We start from the raw sequence: 18,766 nt of genomic DNA, 5'->3' as shown, positions 1-18,766 counted from the left end.
GGCTACAATGTCGTAAAACAACGACTTAATTTCGCATATGGCTTCTATTGATATCAATCTCACCGCACTTTTTATTCTCTTGGCCTGTGGTGTGATGAGCCAAAATTCGTCGGTCACCATTGCAAGTGTCATCTTAATTATTGTGCGTATTACACCGCTGTCTCAATATTTTCCATTCATTCAAAACCATGCTTTAAGTTTAGGTGTCACCATACTTACCATAGGTGTTTTAGCCCCAATTGCAAGCGGTACCATTGCAGGAGAAACGCTTCTTAAATCTTTTGCCAGCTATAAATCAATTTTAGCCATTGTGATTGGTTTAATCGTTGCTTGGCTTGGAGCACGCGGTGTTCGCCTCATGAGTGCACAACCAGATGTTGTTGCAGGGCTATTGATTGGTACCATTGCAGGTGTAGCACTTTTAAAAGGCGTACCTGTTGGTCCACTCATCGCAGCAGGCATTTTATCTTTGTTTATATATCAGTCTTAGCGCATCTACAATAAGGTGTATACCGCTTATCATTTTAAACAACGCTTCACCTAAGATGGGTAAAACTCCTTATACTTTCTGTATAACATTAAAGATTAATCATATGAAAATTGCTGTCATTACCCCATATTTTAGCGAAAGTATCGAGATGATTAAACGCTGTCATAACAGCGTATTAAAACAGCAAGATAATATCGTACACTTTCTTATTGCAGATGGCTTCCCACACCAAGAAATTAATACGTGGGAGTGCCAACATATGACTATACCAAATACTGCAGATTATGGTGATACTCCAAGGGGAGTTGGTGCTGCAATTGCCTCTGCTTTAGATTTTGATGCAATTTGCTTTTTAGATGCAGACAACTGGTACGATGATGAACATATCAGTAATATTGTTTGGACCTATGAAAACTACGGTAATTCACCTGTTATTACAGTGGCTAGAACATTATATATTGCACCACAACAACGCTTAGGTACATGCACACACTCTAATGGTAAAGATTTTGTTGATACGAACTGCTATTTTTTTAGAAAGGAAGTATTTTCTTTACTACGTTTATGGCTTTTTAAACCCAAGGCACAATCACTCTATGGTGACCGCATTCTTTGGGATATGTTAGTCAAAACAGATATTATGAGAACCCATATTACTACACCAAGCGTTAACTATACAACTGACTATGCGGCGCATTATGCACAATTTGACAAACCCACTCCACCTCACGCACGTGTATATTGCACTGAAAAGAAACACTTCATTCGCTTTGACGAATATTTAAAGCAAGTTGAAGTAAAAAAAATACAATAGCGCCAATGTGGCTTTAGAATATAAAAAAATATGGCATGTGTTAAGTGCTATTCTTGCTATTAAATGCTTAATAATATTGCACACGCTTTTTTGAAAACTTTTCTAGTTGTTTTAAAAAGCCTTCAAAGTAACTTTTGTCTTTACCTTCTGTACGATAACCTGCATATAAAGTACGGCGTAATCCTTGCGGTGAAACACACGTTAAACGTCGACTAGTGACCCAACCCTTTTGCTCGTACTCATTAACTACCCAATCAGGTAATGCGGCTATACCACGCCCACTTGCAACCAATTGAATTAACATTTGCGTCAAATCTGTCGTACGCACACTTTTCGGCTGTATTTTTGCAGGGATAAATAAATGTGACATAATATCTAAACGGTGTTTATCTACAGGATAGGTGACTAATGTTTCATTGGCCAAGTCTTGTACAGCAATCTGTTGAGCACGAACCAAAGCATGTGTATTTGAAAGTACTAAACGAGACTCGTACTCAAATATTGCAAAATATTCAATGCCTTTAAGCTCTATAGGATCTGCTGTAATCAGTACATCAAACTCACCATTTTGTAATAATTCATGTGGATTAGACTCAAATGCTGGTGCAAAATCTAGATCTACATCTGGATACTGGTGCCGATATTGATTCAATAAGGGCATTAACCAATCAAAACAGCTATGACACTCAGAGGCAAAAATAATACGCCCAGTTTGGCCATGTATAATTCGTGTTATATCACTGTGTGTGAGATGAATTTGCGGTAAAATGTCATCAGCCAATTTAAGCAAACGCTGTCCAACACTAGAAAATTGTACCGGCCGACTACGGCGATTCACCACTTCAACACCATACCAATGGTCTAACTCTTTCAATTGGTGTGAGATCGCAGATGGGGTTAAACATAAATCACCAGCAGCAGCAACGAGTGACCCATGCTCTCTTAAAGCCAATAATGTTTTTAGATGACGAATTTCTAACATAGTCACTATATTTCACTTAATAAAATTCACTATATCATAAATATAATGAATTTTAATCACCTTGTACATATTTCATAATGATATGCCTATTGTCGCATATAACTTTCGCCATATCGGAGCAGTAAACTTCATAGATTTATTTAACCATATACACTATAAAAAATAGCCATATGTAAAAATGAGTGTAAAGCTTATAAAACCAATAAACACTAGACCAAATCGGATACAGTCCATGTTTTATTTTATCTTTATGTGAATAACAGCACACTAGAGTTCAAAGCAGGTTATTTTTTCTTGTAGAATGGAAATAACTATTTTTTTAAAATAATCATATGAATACACAAAATCAGTCCAATCACTCTTTATTTTTTGCTTTACTTTCACTCGCTATTGGTGGCTTTTGCATTGGTACCACTGAATTTGCAGCAATGGGATTACTTCAAGAGATTGCAAGCAACCTCAATATTTCTATACCCAGCGCAGGCCATTTAATTAGTGCCTATGCATTAGGTGTACTTGTTGGAGCACCTGTTTTTGCTATATTGGGTGCAAGAATTCCAAAAAAGAAATTCCTTATTGCACTAATGTTATTTTATGGCCTTGCTAACATTACTACAGCATTTGTACACAGTTACGATATTATTTTGCTCTCTCGTTTTGTTGCAGGCTTACCTCATGGTGCCTACTTTGGCATAGCTGCCTTAGTGGCGGCAGAACTGGCTGGGCCAAAACGTCGTGCTACAGCTGTAGCACGAATGATGCTGGGTTTAACTGTTGCCAACGTGATTGGTGTGCCTTTAGCCACTTGGATTGGTCAAAACTTCGGTTGGCAAGCAGGCTTTGGTTTTTCTGGTACTGTAGCGTTCATCACGATTGCTGCTATTTTATTTTTCGTACCTAATATTGCGATTAAAGACAATGAAAGCATTTTAGAAGAACTACGTGGTCTCAAAAATATAAACATGTGGCTTACGCTTGCTGTAGGTGCAATTGGTTTTGGTGGCATATTTGCGGTTTATAGCTATATTTCACCCATTTTACTCAATTATACCCACCTGAGAAATGACCTTATTCCTGTGGTATTGGCCATTTGGGGCATCGGTATGGTTTGCAGTAACTTTGTTAGCGGATATTTTGCAGACAAGAATCTGACCAAAACAACCATAGGTATTTTAATTTGTTCTACTTTATCATTTTGTATTGCATTAATGATGATGGGCAACATATATACCGCTGTATTGGCACTATTTTTAATTGGTATTAGTGTGATGGGCCTTGCGACTACACTCCAAACACGTTTAATGGATGTGGCCGGAAATGCTCAATCTTTAGCAGCAACACTCAACCATTCAGCACTTAACTTTGCAAACGCACTTGGAGCATTTTTAGGTGGTTGGGCCCTGAACAAAAACTTAGGTTGGCTATCGCCCATTTGGATTGCGATTGTCTTAACTTTAGGTGGATTAATTATTTTTTTAATTGCGCTAAAAGTAGAAAAACGCACCCGTATTCATTAAAAAGCTAATCATCCGCTGTGGGTTTCTGTGTACGATATAACCCACAGTTTCCTGAAAATAAATATGCAAGTAAACAAATGATCGTTGCATAAACAATACTTGATGTACCAAATAATTCTACGGCCAAAATTAAAGAGGTGATTGGGGCTTTACTTGCACCTGAAAATATACCAACCAAACCCATCGCCGCCAATAATGACAATGGCAAAGGTAAGAAGCCACCGAGTGCATTACCAAGTGTTGCACCAACAAAAAATAATGGTGTAATTTCTCCACCTTTAAAGCCAGACCCCAATGTTAATGCAGTAAATAAGGTTTTATTCAAGAAATCTGTTACAGGTAAAGGTACATAAAAAGCTGCAATCACTTTATTTACACCCAAACCATTAAACTCTTGTGAACCCACCCAGAGAGTAAGTAACATTAAAACAATACCACCAACCATTGCTCTAAATGGCATAAATGGAATCACTTTTTTGAAGCCTACACTTGCATAATGAATTGACGCAATAAATAACCGTGCAGCGACTCCAAAAATCAAGCCTGCAACAATTAAACTTAAAAGTATTTTTAAATTAATGTCAGGATAGCTACTGACCACATAAAATACGTGGGGGTGTACAATATCAAAAGCCTCTGGAATTTTTGCTGCAATTAAAGAGGAAATAAAACAAGGAAAAACGGCAGAGTAACGCAAATTACCCAATGCTGTAATTTCTAGTCCATACATAGCTCCTGCTAGAGGCAAGCCAAAAATACCTGCAAAACCAGAGCCAATACTTGCCATAAGAAAAATCTTACGATGATCTCTTGATACTCGTAATACTTGTGCAATATGGTCTGTAAGTGCTCCTGACAGTTGTACAGCAGGCGCTTCTCTACCTGCAGACCCACCAAACAACTGCGTCAAAATCGCACTAAAGAAAATAAGTGGGCTCATTCGTTTTGGAATAAATGATTTAGGCTCGTGAATTTCGTCAATCAACAAATGGGTGCCTTTTTCAATAGGCGTACCAAAGCGATAAAACAGATAACCAATAAATAGTCCAACGAAAGGCAAAAAATAAATTAAAGCTGGATACAGAGCACGGACTTTATTGGCAATATCAAAACAACTAAAAATAAGTGTTGAAGCTAAGCCAGAAATTAGTCCGATTGCAATAGATGCACACAACCAATACCCAGTATATTTTATAATTTGATGATATTCAGAAGATGGAAAGATTTTCATGGCTATGATTACTGGCACATGATAACCATGTGACCAATCTTTATTAATATTACATTTTATTATACACACATTGAACGATGACCTATACGTTATCTAAACGTAATTTTCACCAGATTTGATGATTGTAGCACTACCTATTTCAAAATGAGACATCGTAAATGATGTCTCATTTTGAGAAAATACTACATATAAAATTTTTATGATTTCTTTGCTTTTGAAAACTCTGTTTCCATGCTTTGAGCACGATCAATCGCGGCTTGCATGGCTTCATCTACAGTTGCTTTTAAACCATTTTTATCAAAAACGTTCAGCGCTTCAAAAGTTGTACCTCCTTTTGAGGTTACATTCGCTCTTAGCTGATTAAAGCCTAAATCTTGCTCGTGTTGTGCTAAAGCAACAACACCTTTCGCTGTTTGTAAAATCAGCTCACGGGCTTGAGCTGAATCAAAACCCAAAGCCATTGCTTTATCTTGCATAGCCTCTAAAAATAAAAATAGGTATCCGGGCGCACTCCCTGCAATGGCAATTACATGGTTAATTTCACTTTCCTTATCAACCCAAACCACTTTCCCAACAGCAGACATTAAATCTGTTGTAAATGATTTATCTTGTACAGTGATTGCATCATCTGCAAATAAACCACTGACACCCTCACCCACGAGTGACGGTGTATTAGGCATAATACGAATAATTTTTAAATTTGGACTTAAAATATCTCGGTACAGTTGTACAGCTGTTCCAGCTGCAATCGTTAAAAATAGCTTTTGATCTATATTTGAAATACCTTTTAAACCTTCACAGACTTCTCTCATTAGCTGCGGTTTTACCGCAAGTACCACAACATCTGCTTTAGACGCGGCATCTACATTATCTGCCGTTGCTAAGACACCAATTTGATCGCTAAAGCGTGTGCGTGTTGCTTCACTCGGTGCAGATACTGTAATTAAACTTTTTTCATAGCCTGATGCAATCAGCCCAGAAATAATCGCAGCGGCCATATTTCCACCACCAATAAAAGCAATCTTACGTTGCATCATCATCCCACTCCCAAATATTTAGTATGCTTTAATCTTACATAAAAAGATGAATAAATAAATCAACAGATTACATTTCTTTAAATAGCCTGTGACCCAAATAGGCTACCTCCATGCATTATTACTGTCCATATGATCTATTTCATTCGCAATAATTATGCAACATTACATTTTTAATATGACTTAAAGAGGTTTGTATCTTTAAATACGCAATCAAATGTAAATAACATCCATTGATTTACTGTATGTTATTTTTTAGATACTTTTGCAATCTAACCATCAGACTGTTTTTCTTTTAAATAAATATAATCATAAACTCATAGATCTTCACTTGTAGCACTCGAATATGATCACATCCCTCTCACTTCAAGGTAAAATAAATCAGAAATTAGCTAAGATTGCTTTAAATCTAAATACAAAGTTTCTTTAATTTCTTCCATGACAATATAACTATGTGATGACGCCGATGCGGGCAATTTTTTTAAAATATCTGCTAAAAGTCTACGGTAAACACCCATTTCCTTTAGTCGAGCTTTGACCAAATAATCAAATTCCCCTGAAATTAAATGACACTCTAGCACTTCTGGAATATCAGATAAGTTTCTAGCCACATGATCAAACACATCCCCAGATTTAGCAGAAAGTTTTATTTCCAAAAAAACCAATAGATTACGATCTACATAAGCAGGATTAAGCCGAGCATGATAACCTGTAATCACACCTTCTCGCTCTAACCGTTTCACACGTTCAGAACAAGGTGTCGTAGATAAATTAACTTGTAATGCCAACTCACTAATCGCAATACGACCTTGTTTTTGCAGTATATCTAAAATTTGATAATCAATTCGATCTAACTTACGCATTTTTACTCATTTTACCTAGTTTGACGTGAAAATATATTGAATATTGACTATTAAAGCATTAAAAATAGCAAAATTCACTCTTAAAATAGCAATATACTAGGTAAATTCACTTATAAATTTTGCAGGAAATCCTCATGCACGTGATTGTTCTTGGTAGCGGTGTAATTGGTACAACCAGTGCTTACTATTTATCAAAAAGTGGTGCACAAGTGACGGTCTTTGATAGACAACCCAATCCTGCAAAAGAAACCAGTTTTGCCAATGCAGGCCAAATTTCTCCGGGATATTCAACTCCGTGGGCTGCGCCCGGTATTCCAATCAAAGCGATGAAGTGGATGTTTCAACAACATGCACCACTTGCAATCAGCCTCGATGGTAGTGCATGGCAATTGCAGTGGATGGCACAAATGCTCAAAAATTGTAACCCTAAAAGCTATGCAATTAATAAAGAGCGTATGACTCGTGTGGCTGAATATAGCCGTGATTGCTTACGTGAATTACGCAGTGATACAAATATTGCCTATGAACACCGCTCAAAAGGGACACTACAAGTCTTTCGTAAAGAATCTCAACTTGAAGCCGTGCAACGTGATATTGCTGTACTCAAACAATGTGGTGTGCCCCATCAACTCCTTTACAGCAATGATTTAGAACATGTAGAACCCGCTTTAAGCTTTGCAAAAGATAAATTGGTGGGTGGGTTACACTTACCCAATGATGAAACCGGCGATTGCCATATGTTTACCAATGCTTTAGCCAAACTTGCCGAGCAACAAGGTGTTGAGTTCAAATTTAATCAAAATGTACAACAGTTGGTTATTGAAGGTAATGAAATTAAAGGTGTTCTAGTCGATGGTGTTGTACACACTGCCGACCGCTATGTATTAGCTTTTGGTAGCTATAGCCGTGACTTTTTAAAACCATTAAATCTAGATATTCCTGTTTATCCTGTTAAAGGCTATTCACTAACCGTTCCAATTACAAATGCAACACGAGCACCAGAATCAACAGTACTTGATGAAAGTTATAAAATTGCCATCACACGTTTTGATGATCGTATTCGTGTTGGCGGTATGGCAGAGCTGAGTGGTTTTGATTTAAGCCTCAAACAAAAACGCCGAGCTACTTTAGAAATGGTTACCAATGATTTATTTCCGGGTGGCAACACCACTGAAGCTACTTTTTGGACAGGTCTACGCCCAATGACGCCTGACAGTACGCCAATTATTGGTGCAACACGGTACAATAACTTGTTTTTAAATACAGGGCACGGCACACTCGGTTGGACCATGGCTTGTGGCTCAGGAAAACTCATCAGTGATTTGGTGCTCAATCAAACGCCAGACATTAGCACTGATGGCTTATCTTTACAGCGTTACATGTAAGCTCGTACTTATTATACAGGAAGTTGAAAATGCCACGCCCTATTCAGGCCATTATTCATAAAAGTGCATTGAAAAATAATCTTGCTATTGCACGAAAACATACAGGCAATACACAAAGATTACTCACAGTTGTCAAAGCCAATGCCTATGGTCATGATATTGACAATGTATATGATTGCTTTAAAGATGCAGATGGTTTTGCCTTACTCGATTTAAACGAAGCTGTACGCTTAAGAACATTAGGGCACCAAGGTCAAATTTTATTGCTAGAGGGTCTATTCCAAGAGGCAGATTTAAACATATGCGTACAATATCATTTGAGCTTTGCAATCCATGGCTTTCATCAAATTGAATGGTTAAAATCTTATCAAGGTGAAGCAAAATTTGAAGTATTTCTAAAAATGAACAGCGGTATGAATCGCTTAGGTTTTAAACCTACAGCTTACTCGTCCGCTTGGCACACGTTAAAACAACTCAATTGTGTAGAAAAACTGCATCACATGATGCACTTTTCAGATGCAGATGGTGACCGTTTTGGAAAAAATGGCACTGACGAGCAATATCAAAACTTTCAACGTACAATCAGTGATTTGCCAGGAAAACAATCCGTCAGCAATAGTGCAGCCATGTTACGCCACCACAATATCCCTTCAGATTTTGTACGAGCAGGTATTGCACTCTATGGCAGCTCACCCGACTACCCTACCCATACTGCCACAGATTGGGGGCTAGAACCAACAATGAGTTTACGTAGTGAAATTATTGCCGTACAACACATTGATACAAATGAAAGTGTTGGTTATGGATCGAAATTTATTGCCAAGCAACCTATGAAAATCGGTATTGTTGCTTGTGGTTATGCAGATGGTTATCAACGTATTTCACCAACGGGTACGCCTATCTTAGTCAATGGCGAACGCACAGTGCTCATTGGCCGAGTAAGCATGGACATGTTAGCGGTTGATTTAACACAAACCAATGCGGAAATTGGCGCTGAAGTAGTACTTTGGGGGAAATCTCAATATGGCACAATACTGCCCATCGATGAAGTAGCAGCGGCTTCAGGCACTTTAGGCTATGAGCTGATGTGTGCAGTAACTACACGTGTACAACTTAAGCTCGCCGATTAAACCCCAAAAACAAAAAATAGGGCTAAATCAGCCCTATTTCTATTTTTCAATAAAAAACCACGTTCGTATAAACGACGCATGGCAGTCCAAATTTGGACAAAACTGTGATAAAGCGTTTTTACTTCGCTTTATATATGTATATAGCCATCATCCCATAAAAACATATAAATGCCTAGCACTTATATGTTACTAATCGTAGCTAAATTTTTATTCAATCAACTAAGAGCTCAAAAGCTCAATATTTGTTTTACATACGGTCAAAGATATACTATTTTGCTACCAATCTATTTGTTTCAATACATATTGTGCATATTAGGCACTGTTTTTGTATGCCTGTTACATACAACATAGCATTCAAACTACCCATTTATATACTAAAATTAGGCGATTAAGTATGAATAGAGCATTAGTTTTGTTTTCTGGAGGGCAAGATTCAACCACATGTTTAATGTGGGCACTTGAGAATTTTGATGAAGTGTATACGGTGGGTTTTGAGTATGGACAAAAACACCATGTTGAAATGCAATGCCGTAGCCAAATTTTACAATCTATAGAATCTCTAAAACCAACATGGAAAAACAAATTAAAATTAGATCATATTTTTAATTTAGATTTCTTATCGCAAGTTAATACAACGTCTCTTACTCACGAAGTCAATATTGAACAAACTGAAAAGTACCCAAATACATTTGTACCTGGTCGTAACTTAATTTTCTTAAATGTTGCAAGTACTGTGGCTTATAAGCATGACATTGAACATATTGTCACAGGCGTATGTGAAACAGACTTTTCTGGTTATCCAGACTGCAGAGACAATACGATGAAAGCACTTCAAGTTGCTCTCAGTCTAGGACTAGATAAAAAGTTAGTAATTCACACACCACTCATGTGGATTGATAAATGTGAAACTTGGGCTATGACCCAGTCTCTAGGCAGTCAAAGTGCTGTAGATTACGTAATTACAGAAACACATACTTGCTACAATGGTGACCGCACACATTTATACCCATGGGGATACGGTTGTAATGCTTGCCCAGCATGTGAGCTCAGAAAAAATGGATTTGACGCGTTTATAGCAAATAAGACGACCTAGTATTCATTGAGTTTATATTTTAATCTTTACTCAGACAAAAAACCGTATAACACTTTTGGCCTACTGCCATTTTGCTATACGGTTTATACTATAAAACTATATGCACCTACTTAAAATAATAAAGTACACACCATTTTTTGAGTTTCATTATCTATTTCTATAGGCAAATCCTCTGTTTCAGTCATCAGAATAAAGCCATGTCTCAAGTAAAACTGTTTTGCAATCATATTACTTTTAGAAACGTTTAATACCGCCTGATGATACCCATTATATTTCGCCAATTTTTTCATAAATACCATAAGCTGGTCGGCAACCCCTTTTCCGCGAAACATTGGATCAACCCACATTGCGATAATCTCAAACTCAAGTAGCGTATTTTTAGTCCATCCAATCATACCTATCGGTACTTTGTCATACATTGCTAAAGCATATTGATGTTGGTTTTTAGATGATGCTCGATTACACCACTCTAACTTAGTATATTGTTGAGCAGTTGTATACGTTGTTGCAAAAGCACTTGGACTATCTAACAAAGATCGTAGACGAATATTTTTCAAAATCATCCAATCTTCTACTACGGTTAAACGAACCAAAATTGTATGATGAGCATCTGATGTCATAACACCCAACCTATTCAACGCTACCAATTCAAATGAGTAAAAATTTAATCACATTTTTATTTATAATGAATATTACTGTGGCCCTAACAGGCGGTTCAAAATTCACATTCATAATGGTTAAAATTAGATTTTTAATAACCATATCATTAACTGATAAACAAGATATAGCTAATTCTTTCAACTCAATGAAAATATACTCTAGTGCTTCAAGGTTATTTTTATGAATTATAACAAATACATGGCAGATAATTAAGATTCAATCACTCAAAAGATTCTTGTTATCGAGCCATGTGTGTTTCACACTATACCATTATTAGTACTGTACCAATGGCACAAGCTTACCTAAAAGCTCTATTAGGCTTGGTGTATCAGTCACACCAAAATACTCTACACTGTCTGTATATAAAGCAAAAATTACAATATATTGATATAAATCAGTTCTTACATCTTTTGCAATCAATACAGTAATATATTTAGGTGAGTTTTCAGGATTAAAAAACAAACTTTGATCACAAATATAACCTAACTGTTCAATTGCTTGCTCTTGAGTCGTCGGCTCGCCCAAAGCTTCGACTTCTTTATTTAACTCTGTACTAAAGTCATATTTAGCTTCACCCCAGCCTGTTCTATAGTTATATTCATACATAATAAAATTTACTCGACACCATGAAAACAGCTTTCACCATATCATGAAGCTGTATTTATCCCTAATCGATTTCATCCAAAGTAAAATATTCAGTGTACTCATTTAAATTTTAACAGGAAAAATATGCAGAATATTGAAACGCATCCTCTAGAGCCATTTCTACCGGCTGGTACGAAAATACTAATGCTAGGTAGTTTTCCACCGCCTCAAAACAAATGGAAAATGAATTTTTATTATCCAAATTATCAAAATGATATGTGGCGAATTATGGGGGTTATTTTTTTTAAAGATAAAGATTATTTTTTAGATCTACAGCATAAACAATTTAATTTAGACCGTATCACACGCTTTTTAGAAAAAAATTATATTGGTATTTTTGATACAGCATACAAAGTCATTCGCACCAAACAAAATGCATCAGACTTACATTTAAATATTGTAGAACCAACCAATCTCTTAAAATTACTCAAAAAAATCCCCAATTGCCATACAATCATGACAACTGGGGAGAAAGCAACACAGGCGATGATGTTGCATTTCCCCGATACAGCCATACCTAAAATTGGTCAATCAAGCCAAGTTACTATTCAAGATAGATCATTTGGCTTATATCGTTTACCCTCTAGTTCTAGAGCATATCCTTTAGCTTTAGAAAAAAAGGTGGAGGCATATCGGCATTTTTTTCAAGAGGTTCAAGCTCGTTAAGAACTTAATGTACCGCTTGAATTTTATCCAAGAAAATACGAGCACGTTCATGACGTTCGTCAATATTTTCAAAGAAATCTTTTGTAGAGCAGTCTTCTAAAATCTCACCTGCATCCATAAAAATCAAACGGTTAGATACTTTCTTAGCAAAGCCCATTTCGTGAGTTACACACATCATGGTCATACCTTCATTTGCAAGTTGAACCATAACGTCTAGAACTTCACCAACCATTTCAGGGTCAAGCGCAGATGTTGGCTCATCAAACAACATACAAACTGGGTCCATACATAAACCACGTGCAATCGCAATACGTTGTTGTTGACCACCAGAGAGCTGACCTGGAAATTTATCTTTATGGGTGATCATACCAACACGTTCTAGGTACTGTAGTGCTTTCTTTTGAGAGTCTGCTAAGTTACGGCCCAATACTTTCACTTGAGCAATAGTTAGGTTTTCCATCACAGTCATGTGAGGAAATAGCTCAAAATGTTGAAACACCATACCCACATGTGATCTAAATTGTGCCAAATTGGTTTTAGGATCTTTTAGCGATACACCATTAACAATAATATTGCCTTTTTGAAATGGCTCAAGTGCATTAACAGTTTTAATGAGTGTTGATTTTCCCGATCCCGATGGACCACATACAACAACCACATCACCTTTTTCAATTGAGGTTGAACAATCTGTCAATACTCGGAAGTCACCATACCATTTAGAGATATGTTGGATGTCAATCATTGGCATATTTAATTTCCCTACTAACGTATGATGGCTATTTTTTCTTGTAAACGTTTCACTAAACGAGACAAGAAGAAAGAAATAGCAAAATAAACGATCGCAACTACTGCATAAAATGTTGCTTTAGTTTCTGGGCCATAAGTATTGGCGAGTGTATCGGCATTACCTAAAAAGTCAGGTGCACTAATAACATAGACCAAAGAAACATCTTGAAATAAAATAATAGTTTGTGTGAGTAGCACAGGAAGCATGTTACGAAAAGCCTGTGGTAACACAACGTAGCGCATGGATTGGCTATAGGTAAAACCAATCGCATAGCCTGCTGAAACTTGTCCTTTAGAAATAGATTGTATTCCTGAACGAACAATTTCAGAGAAAAACGCCGCTTCAAAGATTGCAAATGTAACTACACTTGAAAACAGCGGACCATAATAAGTATCTGTTTGGAATTCAAAAACTTTTGGGAGTAAAAAATAAAAAATAAAAATAACTTGAATTAGTGGAATACCACGAAAACAATCTACATACACTTTCGAAAAATTACTAGCAAACTTATTGTTTGATAAACGCATCATTGCGAGTGGGGTACCAATTAAAATACCACCAATCATCGATAAAACTGTGACTGTCAGCGTAAACTGTAAGCCTTTTAAAAGTGCCTGAGATACTTCTGCATGTTGTAGTAAACTAAAATCCATGCTTATTTACCTCCCGAACCTAGACCAGGTACAGCCATTTTTTTCTCAATCCAAACCATTAAATATTTGATTGAATACGTTACAACCAAATAAACAGGTGTAGATAAAATCAAAATAACAATATCTTGAGATGTTTCTTCTCTCATGGTTTTTGTATAAGCAAAAAAGTTCAATACACTTAATGCATATAACACCGCCGAGTTCTTAAACACGTTCATTGCTTCTGATGTTACTGTTGGCCAAACCATGCGGTAGGCAACGGGTAACACTACGTAACGATAACTTTGTGCTGTGGTAAAACCCATTGCGGAAGCTGCAAATTTTTGACCACGAGATACTGTTAAAATACCTGCACGAATATGTTCAGATACACGTGCTGCTGTGTACAGACCTAAAGCAAACACACCTATTGCAGCAGGATGCGTATTCAGTAAACCCTTCCACCAACCACCAGCAACTAATTCACCACTACCACTACTGATACTATGTGGTAAAAATTCTGGGAAAATGAATGCCCAAAAGAACAACTGTACAATTAATGGTACGTTTCGAAATATCTCTACATAGACATTACCCACACCCGCTAACCATTTGTTAGGTAAGGTACGAGAAACGCCAAGTAACGATCCAAGAAAAAAAGCGATTAAAAATGCGCCAAATGCTGTCCACACCATAGTGAACACACCTGAGCCAAGCATTTGTAACCATGTTGGTGCTTCTGCAGCTGCAGAGTAGCTTTGTCCACCAATATGTTGGCATATTGACTCAGCCCACCCAGCCTTATCTACCCCAAATTCATTTGAAGCAGAGCAAAATGCTGTCCAATTTAATGAACCAAATGACATAAATCCCCCTAAAAAAATAGACTGACCACCTTTGGGAAGATGGTCAGTATTTAGCCCGCTGGTATATTAGATACCAACGTCAGTAGGATGTTGTTTCAAACGCTTGAACGATTCACTTTGATGCATGTTCAAGTTTACATTTTTAGGTGGAATTGGTGATTGGAACCATTTTTTGTACAATTGATCCATTTGACCAGACTTCCACATACCTGTAACAACACGATCTGTAACTGCTTTAATTTTTGTATCGCCTTTAGCAATCATAATACCGTAAGGTTCAGATGAAAGCACAGGACCTACAATTGCAAAGTCTTTTGGATTAGATGATTTTGCAATTAAACCTGCAAGGATATTGTCATCCATTACAAATGCTGCTGCACGACCAGATGCAAGCATTGCGAATGAATCTGCATGATCTTTACCGTAAACGTTTTGTACATTTACTTGCTGACCTTTTTCATTCATTTTAATGTATTTGTCTGATGTTGTACCTTGTGTGGTTACAACAGCTTTACCATTTAAATCAGCAATACTTTTAATACCAGAATTTGCCTTAACAGCCATACGAACTTCAGTTGCATAGTAGTTTGTAGAGAAACCTACTTGCTCTTGACGCTGTTTAGAATTTGTAGTTGTACCACATTCCATGTCAATATTGCCTGACAAGAGTTCAGGAATACGAGTAGATGATGTAATTGCCTTATATTCTACTTTCAGGTTTGGCATTTTTAATTCTTTTTTAATTTCATTTGCAACATTGTCACAAATATCAACAGCATAGCCTACAGCTTTGCCGCCAGAAACATATGAAATAGGATCCGATGATTCACGGTGACCAATAATAATTTTGCCACTTGTTTTAATTTTTTCTAATGTATCAGCAGCGTTTGCCGCAGTTACTAGACCGCCAAAGCTAGACACCATTAATGCTGAAACTAGCACAGATTTTGATAAAAATTTCATTCCGTAAACCTCTATGACTTCGCCCTGTTTTAGTTTCTTTTTAAAGATAAAAAAGATTACCAAAACCCTAACTAGATATAAGCAAATACTGTACCAACTTTGAATCAATTATCATATTTGGTTAAAAAGTGTCTATCTGAAATGATTATCATACTGTATTGGTTAAATTAATTGTTTTTGTAAATTAATATTTATTTAATATAAGTTAGGTATGTGTATTTTTTCACACAAAACCCTATCGCACCAAAATTAAGCAAATAACAAAAATAACGCCCAATTAATGGGCGTTAAATCACTTTAAATTACAATGCCTTTTTGTATATATGATAAAGATTGTGCTAGAACATCTTCAGGTGACTGGGTCGCATCTATTCTTTTCACTCTTTGAGGCTGTGTTTGATATAAATATTGGTACCCTGAACGCACTTTATTAAAAAATGAAATTTTTTCTTGCTCAAAACGATCTAATTCACCCCGTGCTTTCGCTCTAGCAATACCCACTTCTACAGGAGCATCAAGCCAAATCGTCAGATCCGGCATACGAGTAATAAATTTTTGGTTAAGTATCTCTAATTTTTCTGATTCAAGTCCACGTCCCATTACTTGATAAGCAAAACTTGCATCAGTAAAACGATCACATAATACAATCTGGTTGGCATTTAATGCAGGTAAAATAACCTGTGTTAAATGTTGGCTCCGGGCAGCATACATCAACAAAAGCTCTGTATCAGAGCACATTTTTTCTTGGTGAACTTCCAACAACAATGCTCGGATACGCTCAGCAATCACTGTACCTCCTGGCTCACGTGTTAGAGTTACCTCCTTATTTTCTTGTAGTAAGGTATTATTAATTCGCTGAATGAGCGTGCTCTTACCGACACCTTCTGTGCCTTCAAAACTAATAAACATTTAAGGTGTTGCTCCATCTTTTTTAGATCTGAGTACCGAAAGGTAGTCTTGCACTGCTTGGTTATGGTCAGTTAAATTTTCACTAAATTTATGACCGCCATTACCTGTTGCCACAAAATAGACATTTTTTGAGTCATCTGGGTGCATCACTGCATTTATAGATTTTGCGTCTGGTAGTGCAATAGGTGTTGGTGGCAGTCCAGCAATCGTATAAGTATTGTACGCTGTTGGTGTACGTAGATCTTGTTTAGTAATTTTACCATTGTAACGCTCTCCCATACCATAAATGACTGTGGGATCTGTTTGCAGACGCATACCTAACTCTAAACGACGGGCAAAAACACCTGATACTTGAGTCAGCTCACGATCAAGACTGGTTTCTCTTTTAACAATTGAAGCCATGATCAGTGCTTCATATTTATTTTTATAAGGTAAACCCTTTGCCCTGTTTTGCCATTCGTGATCTAAAGTATCCATTTGGCGATGATATAGATGTAAGATAATTTTTTTATCTGTTTCACCTTTCATAAAAAAATAGGTATCAGGTGCAAGTAACCCTTCTAAATTTTGATAAGGAATAGCCAAAGCTTTCATCATCTCTGCTTCAGGCAAGTTTACAACTGTTTTTACAACATTTGGGTCTTTTCTCAAACGCTCAATCAGTTGTTTTGATGTTGTTCCATCAATCACCATAATTTTATTCATTTGTGCATTATCTGCATCTGACATCAAGTCAAAAACCTGTTTTACAGTCATTCCTTGATGAATTTCATATACACCCGCTTTTAATTGGCTCTGTATAAATAGTTTACGGTACAATTTCAGCACAAAAGGAAAATTAATTTTGTTTTGTTCAGCTAATTTATCAATTAAACCGCCATAAGTTTCTCCAGTATTGATCGATACAAACTGCTTATTGGCTGTAATTGGGTAAACTCTCCCTAAACTCATTTTATATATGACAGAACTCATCAGTATTGCCACAACAATAAAACATATGAGCCACACTCGTGCTGTCAGTATTTTTTTTACTTTCGTTTTCAATGATTTTGTAACCATTATACTTGTTCCAATACCAGCAGATTAAATAGCGATTTCGTTATAAAAGTGTTCAAATCACGCCCTGAGAGGGTGTGTACTGCCTGCATTGGACAGAGCGCATTACAAAAAAATAAAGCATCGACTTTGTCCAACATATGCTTAAATATATCTGTTTCGTACACAACAATACCTAAATTACGCATTCGAGATAAAATTTCTGTCCGCATCACACCATGTACTCCATTGCCACTTAATTCAGGGGTATGCCATGCACCATTTAGATATAAAAAGCAGTTACTACTCACCCCTTCAACCACCTTGCCTTCATGGTCTAAAACCAATGCTTCGCTCAAGCCTTTACTGTTTAATTCATGCTTTAGCAAAACTTGTTCTAAACGATTTAAAGATTTCACACCAACCAATGCTGGCATCAATTGTGTCGCGATAGGTAATGCTAAGACATCAGCAACAATCTCATTGTAGTTCGGTTTAACCACCTGACTTGCGTAAAATAACACATAAACATCTGCTTTTTGTGAAGCAGAAAATCCATAACCACGTGGGCCTTCTCCACGACTTATAATCACTTTAATCGTACCTGTAAAATACTGAAGTTGACTGGCTTTTTTCATATCTTCAATAAGATATTCTACGTAGTGCCAATCTGGTGTCAGCATGAGCTTTGCACAATCTCGTTTTAGACGTTGTACATGTAAAGGCCAAAGTGATATATGGTTTAGCTGTATTTTTGCCGTTGTAAAACAGCCATCACCATACTGAAAGGCTCGATCTTGAATTGCAACGCAATAGGGTTCGAATAATACCCCATTTTTCAAACACAGCTCCACACCTACCCCTTATACATATACATTGACGCACATAGTTTAGTGGGATTATGCTTTAATTTCTTGCTATTTTATTTAAAAAATCATGTTTTACCGACAATCTTAATACGTTACGCTTTACTGATGAGAAATTTGTGAATATTGTTTAATCAAAACTAAATCTTATAAAATAACAGTGTATCTTGAGACAGTATTTAATATCTTGTAGGAAAA

Annotated in this window: 20 protein-coding genes; 7 read left to right on the top strand and 13 right to left on the bottom strand. The window is 36.6% G+C overall.

The genetic code is table 11. The features are described 5' to 3' along the window. The first annotated feature begins 37 nt into the window (after positions 1 to 37). Entirely contained in the window at positions 38 to 490 is a 453-nt protein-coding gene (locus tag BLS38_RS03505; RefSeq protein WP_092746949.1) for a DUF441 domain-containing protein, read from the top strand. 103 nt (positions 491 to 593) lie between these two features. Further along, complete coding sequence (locus BLS38_RS03500; protein ID WP_092746948.1) at positions 594 to 1,304, top strand: glycosyltransferase family A protein; 711 nt, start codon at positions 594 to 596, stop codon at positions 1,302 to 1,304. Positions 1,305 to 1,371: 67 nt separating this feature from the next. On the opposite strand, the gene BLS38_RS03495 is transcribed toward BLS38_RS03500, so the two are convergent. Further along, positions 1,372 to 2,286 carry a LysR family transcriptional regulator gene (locus BLS38_RS03495; protein ID WP_092746947.1) on the bottom strand — a complete coding sequence of 305 codons (915 nt, stop codon included), beginning with the start codon at positions 2,284 to 2,286 and terminating at the stop codon, positions 1,372 to 1,374. A 332-nt stretch (positions 2,287 to 2,618) separates the two neighbouring features. On the opposite strand from BLS38_RS03495, the gene BLS38_RS03490 reads away from it, so the two are divergent. After that, positions 2,619 to 3,803, top strand: coding sequence for an MFS transporter (locus BLS38_RS03490; RefSeq protein WP_092746946.1), 1,185 nt, complete (start codon positions 2,619 to 2,621; stop codon positions 3,801 to 3,803). 4 nt (positions 3,804 to 3,807) lie between these two features. Here BLS38_RS03490 and BLS38_RS03485 read toward each other — a convergent pair whose 3' ends face one another. From BLS38_RS03485 to BLS38_RS03475, 3 genes are all read right to left on the bottom strand, one after another. Further along, on the bottom strand, positions 3,808 to 5,034 hold the full coding sequence (locus BLS38_RS03485; protein WP_092746945.1) for a chloride channel protein: 1,227 nt from the start codon (positions 5,032 to 5,034) through the stop codon (positions 3,808 to 3,810). A gap of 197 nt (positions 5,035 to 5,231) precedes the next feature. After that, positions 5,232 to 6,071 carry a pyrroline-5-carboxylate reductase gene (proC, locus tag BLS38_RS03480; RefSeq protein WP_092746977.1) on the bottom strand — a complete coding sequence of 280 codons (840 nt, stop codon included), beginning with the start codon at positions 6,069 to 6,071 and terminating at the stop codon, positions 5,232 to 5,234. A 389-nt stretch (positions 6,072 to 6,460) separates the two neighbouring features. Beyond that, a complete protein-coding gene (locus BLS38_RS03475) occupies positions 6,461 to 6,931 on the bottom strand; it encodes an Lrp/AsnC ligand binding domain-containing protein (RefSeq protein ID WP_092746944.1) in 471 nt (156 codons plus the stop codon). Positions 6,932 to 7,065: 134 nt separating this feature from the next. On the opposite strand from BLS38_RS03475, the gene BLS38_RS03470 reads away from it, so the two are divergent. The 3 genes from BLS38_RS03470 (at position 7,066) to queC (ending at position 10,539) form a co-directional block, all read left to right on the top strand. After that, on the top strand, positions 7,066 to 8,316 hold the full coding sequence (locus tag BLS38_RS03470; protein WP_092746943.1) for a D-amino acid dehydrogenase: 1,251 nt from the start codon (positions 7,066 to 7,068) through the stop codon (positions 8,314 to 8,316). A gap of 29 nt (positions 8,317 to 8,345) precedes the next feature. Then, entirely contained in the window at positions 8,346 to 9,446 is a 1,101-nt protein-coding gene (alr, locus tag BLS38_RS03465; protein ID WP_092746942.1) for an alanine racemase, read from the top strand. A gap of 394 nt (positions 9,447 to 9,840) precedes the next feature. Then, positions 9,841 to 10,539 carry a 7-cyano-7-deazaguanine synthase QueC gene (queC, locus tag BLS38_RS03460; RefSeq protein WP_092746941.1) on the top strand — a complete coding sequence of 233 codons (699 nt, stop codon included), beginning with the start codon at positions 9,841 to 9,843 and terminating at the stop codon, positions 10,537 to 10,539. A gap of 110 nt (positions 10,540 to 10,649) precedes the next feature. On the opposite strand, the gene BLS38_RS03455 is transcribed toward queC, so the two are convergent. Next, a complete protein-coding gene (locus tag BLS38_RS03455; RefSeq protein ID WP_092746940.1) occupies positions 10,650 to 11,159 on the bottom strand; it encodes a GNAT family N-acetyltransferase in 510 nt (169 codons plus the stop codon). Between the two features lie 313 nt (positions 11,160 to 11,472). Next, on the bottom strand, positions 11,473 to 11,805 hold the full coding sequence (locus BLS38_RS03450; RefSeq protein WP_092746939.1) for a hypothetical protein: 333 nt from the start codon (positions 11,803 to 11,805) through the stop codon (positions 11,473 to 11,475). 123 nt (positions 11,806 to 11,928) lie between these two features. Here BLS38_RS03450 and BLS38_RS03445 point away from each other — a divergent pair, with 123 nt between their 5' ends. Beyond that, the gene (locus tag BLS38_RS03445) at positions 11,929 to 12,510 is read left to right on the top strand and encodes a uracil-DNA glycosylase family protein (protein WP_092746938.1); all 582 of its coding nucleotides are present in this window, start codon (positions 11,929 to 11,931) and stop codon (positions 12,508 to 12,510) included. A gap of 4 nt (positions 12,511 to 12,514) precedes the next feature. On the opposite strand, the gene BLS38_RS03440 is transcribed toward BLS38_RS03445, so the two are convergent. The 7 genes from BLS38_RS03440 to pabC all read right to left on the bottom strand — a co-directional run bounded on the left by BLS38_RS03440 (position 12,515) and on the right by pabC (position 18,544). Then, entirely contained in the window at positions 12,515 to 13,258 is a 744-nt protein-coding gene (locus BLS38_RS03440) for an amino acid ABC transporter ATP-binding protein (protein WP_092746937.1), read from the bottom strand. A 14-nt stretch (positions 13,259 to 13,272) separates the two neighbouring features. Further along, positions 13,273 to 13,950, bottom strand: a complete 678-nt coding sequence (locus BLS38_RS03435; protein WP_092746936.1) for an amino acid ABC transporter permease — start codon at positions 13,948 to 13,950, stop codon at positions 13,273 to 13,275. Positions 13,951 to 13,952: 2 nt separating this feature from the next. Further along, positions 13,953 to 14,795, bottom strand: coding sequence for an amino acid ABC transporter permease (locus tag BLS38_RS03430; RefSeq protein WP_092746935.1), 843 nt, complete (start codon positions 14,793 to 14,795; stop codon positions 13,953 to 13,955). A 66-nt stretch (positions 14,796 to 14,861) separates the two neighbouring features. After that, the gene (locus BLS38_RS03425; RefSeq protein ID WP_425283455.1) at positions 14,862 to 15,719 is read right to left on the bottom strand and encodes an amino acid ABC transporter substrate-binding protein; all 858 of its coding nucleotides are present in this window, start codon (positions 15,717 to 15,719) and stop codon (positions 14,862 to 14,864) included. Positions 15,720 to 16,055: 336 nt separating this feature from the next. Further along, complete coding sequence (gene tmk, locus BLS38_RS03420; RefSeq protein WP_092746933.1) at positions 16,056 to 16,667, bottom strand: dTMP kinase; 612 nt, start codon at positions 16,665 to 16,667, stop codon at positions 16,056 to 16,058. Next, positions 16,668 to 17,726: an endolytic transglycosylase MltG gene (mltG, locus tag BLS38_RS03415; RefSeq protein WP_092746932.1), complete on the bottom strand. Its 1,059-nt coding sequence runs from the start codon at positions 17,724 to 17,726 to the stop codon at positions 16,668 to 16,670. It lies immediately after the preceding gene. Then, positions 17,726 to 18,544, bottom strand: coding sequence for an aminodeoxychorismate lyase (pabC, locus tag BLS38_RS03410; protein WP_092746976.1), 819 nt, complete (start codon positions 18,542 to 18,544; stop codon positions 17,726 to 17,728). The genes mltG and pabC overlap by 1 nt, the downstream gene beginning before the upstream one ends. Positions 18,545 to 18,766: the final 222 nt, after the last annotated feature.

Origin of the sequence: Acinetobacter boissieri, from assembly GCF_900096955.1 — a bacterium.
In the GTDB taxonomy this organism is placed as follows: domain Bacteria; phylum Pseudomonadota; class Gammaproteobacteria; order Pseudomonadales; family Moraxellaceae; genus Acinetobacter; species Acinetobacter boissieri.
The sequence above is the reverse complement of the archived record's forward strand: the minus strand, read 5'-3'. Positions and strand labels throughout refer to the sequence as shown.

What these genes read in the sequence shown, in the direction of transcription:
- tmk (WP_092746933.1), bottom strand. Translation starts at nt 16,667, where the DNA reads ATGTTTATTAGTTTTGAAGGCACAGAAGGTGTCGGTAAGAGCACGCTC.
- BLS38_RS03500 (WP_092746948.1), top strand. Translation starts at nt 594, where the DNA reads ATGAAAATTGCTGTCATTACCCCATATTTTAGCGAAAGTATCGAGATG.
- BLS38_RS03475 (WP_092746944.1), bottom strand. Translation starts at nt 6,931, where the DNA reads ATGCGTAAGTTAGATCGAATTGATTATCAAATTTTAGATATACTGCAA.
- mltG (WP_092746932.1), bottom strand. Translation starts at nt 17,726, where the DNA reads ATGGTTACAAAATCATTGAAAACGAAAGTAAAAAAAATACTGACAGCA.
- BLS38_RS03450 (WP_092746939.1), bottom strand. Translation starts at nt 11,805, where the DNA reads ATGTATGAATATAACTATAGAACAGGCTGGGGTGAAGCTAAATATGAC.
- BLS38_RS03490 (WP_092746946.1), top strand. Translation starts at nt 2,619, where the DNA reads ATGAATACACAAAATCAGTCCAATCACTCTTTATTTTTTGCTTTACTT.
- BLS38_RS03495 (WP_092746947.1), bottom strand. Translation starts at nt 2,286, where the DNA reads ATGTTAGAAATTCGTCATCTAAAAACATTATTGGCTTTAAGAGAGCAT.
- BLS38_RS03430 (WP_092746935.1), bottom strand. Translation starts at nt 14,795, where the DNA reads ATGTCATTTGGTTCATTAAATTGGACAGCATTTTGCTCTGCTTCAAAT.
- BLS38_RS03505 (WP_092746949.1), top strand. Translation starts at nt 38, where the DNA reads ATGGCTTCTATTGATATCAATCTCACCGCACTTTTTATTCTCTTGGCC.
- proC (WP_092746977.1), bottom strand. Translation starts at nt 6,071, where the DNA reads ATGATGCAACGTAAGATTGCTTTTATTGGTGGTGGAAATATGGCCGCT.
- BLS38_RS03470 (WP_092746943.1), top strand. Translation starts at nt 7,066, where the DNA reads ATGCACGTGATTGTTCTTGGTAGCGGTGTAATTGGTACAACCAGTGCT.
- BLS38_RS03445 (WP_092746938.1), top strand. Translation starts at nt 11,929, where the DNA reads ATGCAGAATATTGAAACGCATCCTCTAGAGCCATTTCTACCGGCTGGT.
- BLS38_RS03435 (WP_092746936.1), bottom strand. Translation starts at nt 13,950, where the DNA reads ATGGATTTTAGTTTACTACAACATGCAGAAGTATCTCAGGCACTTTTA.
- BLS38_RS03485 (WP_092746945.1), bottom strand. Translation starts at nt 5,034, where the DNA reads ATGAAAATCTTTCCATCTTCTGAATATCATCAAATTATAAAATATACT.
- alr (WP_092746942.1), top strand. Translation starts at nt 8,346, where the DNA reads ATGCCACGCCCTATTCAGGCCATTATTCATAAAAGTGCATTGAAAAAT.
- BLS38_RS03440 (WP_092746937.1), bottom strand. Translation starts at nt 13,258, where the DNA reads ATGCCAATGATTGACATCCAACATATCTCTAAATGGTATGGTGACTTC.
- BLS38_RS03455 (WP_092746940.1), bottom strand. Translation starts at nt 11,159, where the DNA reads ATGACATCAGATGCTCATCATACAATTTTGGTTCGTTTAACCGTAGTA.
- BLS38_RS03425 (WP_425283455.1), bottom strand. Translation starts at nt 15,719, where the DNA reads ATGGTGTCTAGCTTTGGCGGTCTAGTAACTGCGGCAAACGCTGCTGAT.
- queC (WP_092746941.1), top strand. Translation starts at nt 9,841, where the DNA reads ATGAATAGAGCATTAGTTTTGTTTTCTGGAGGGCAAGATTCAACCACA.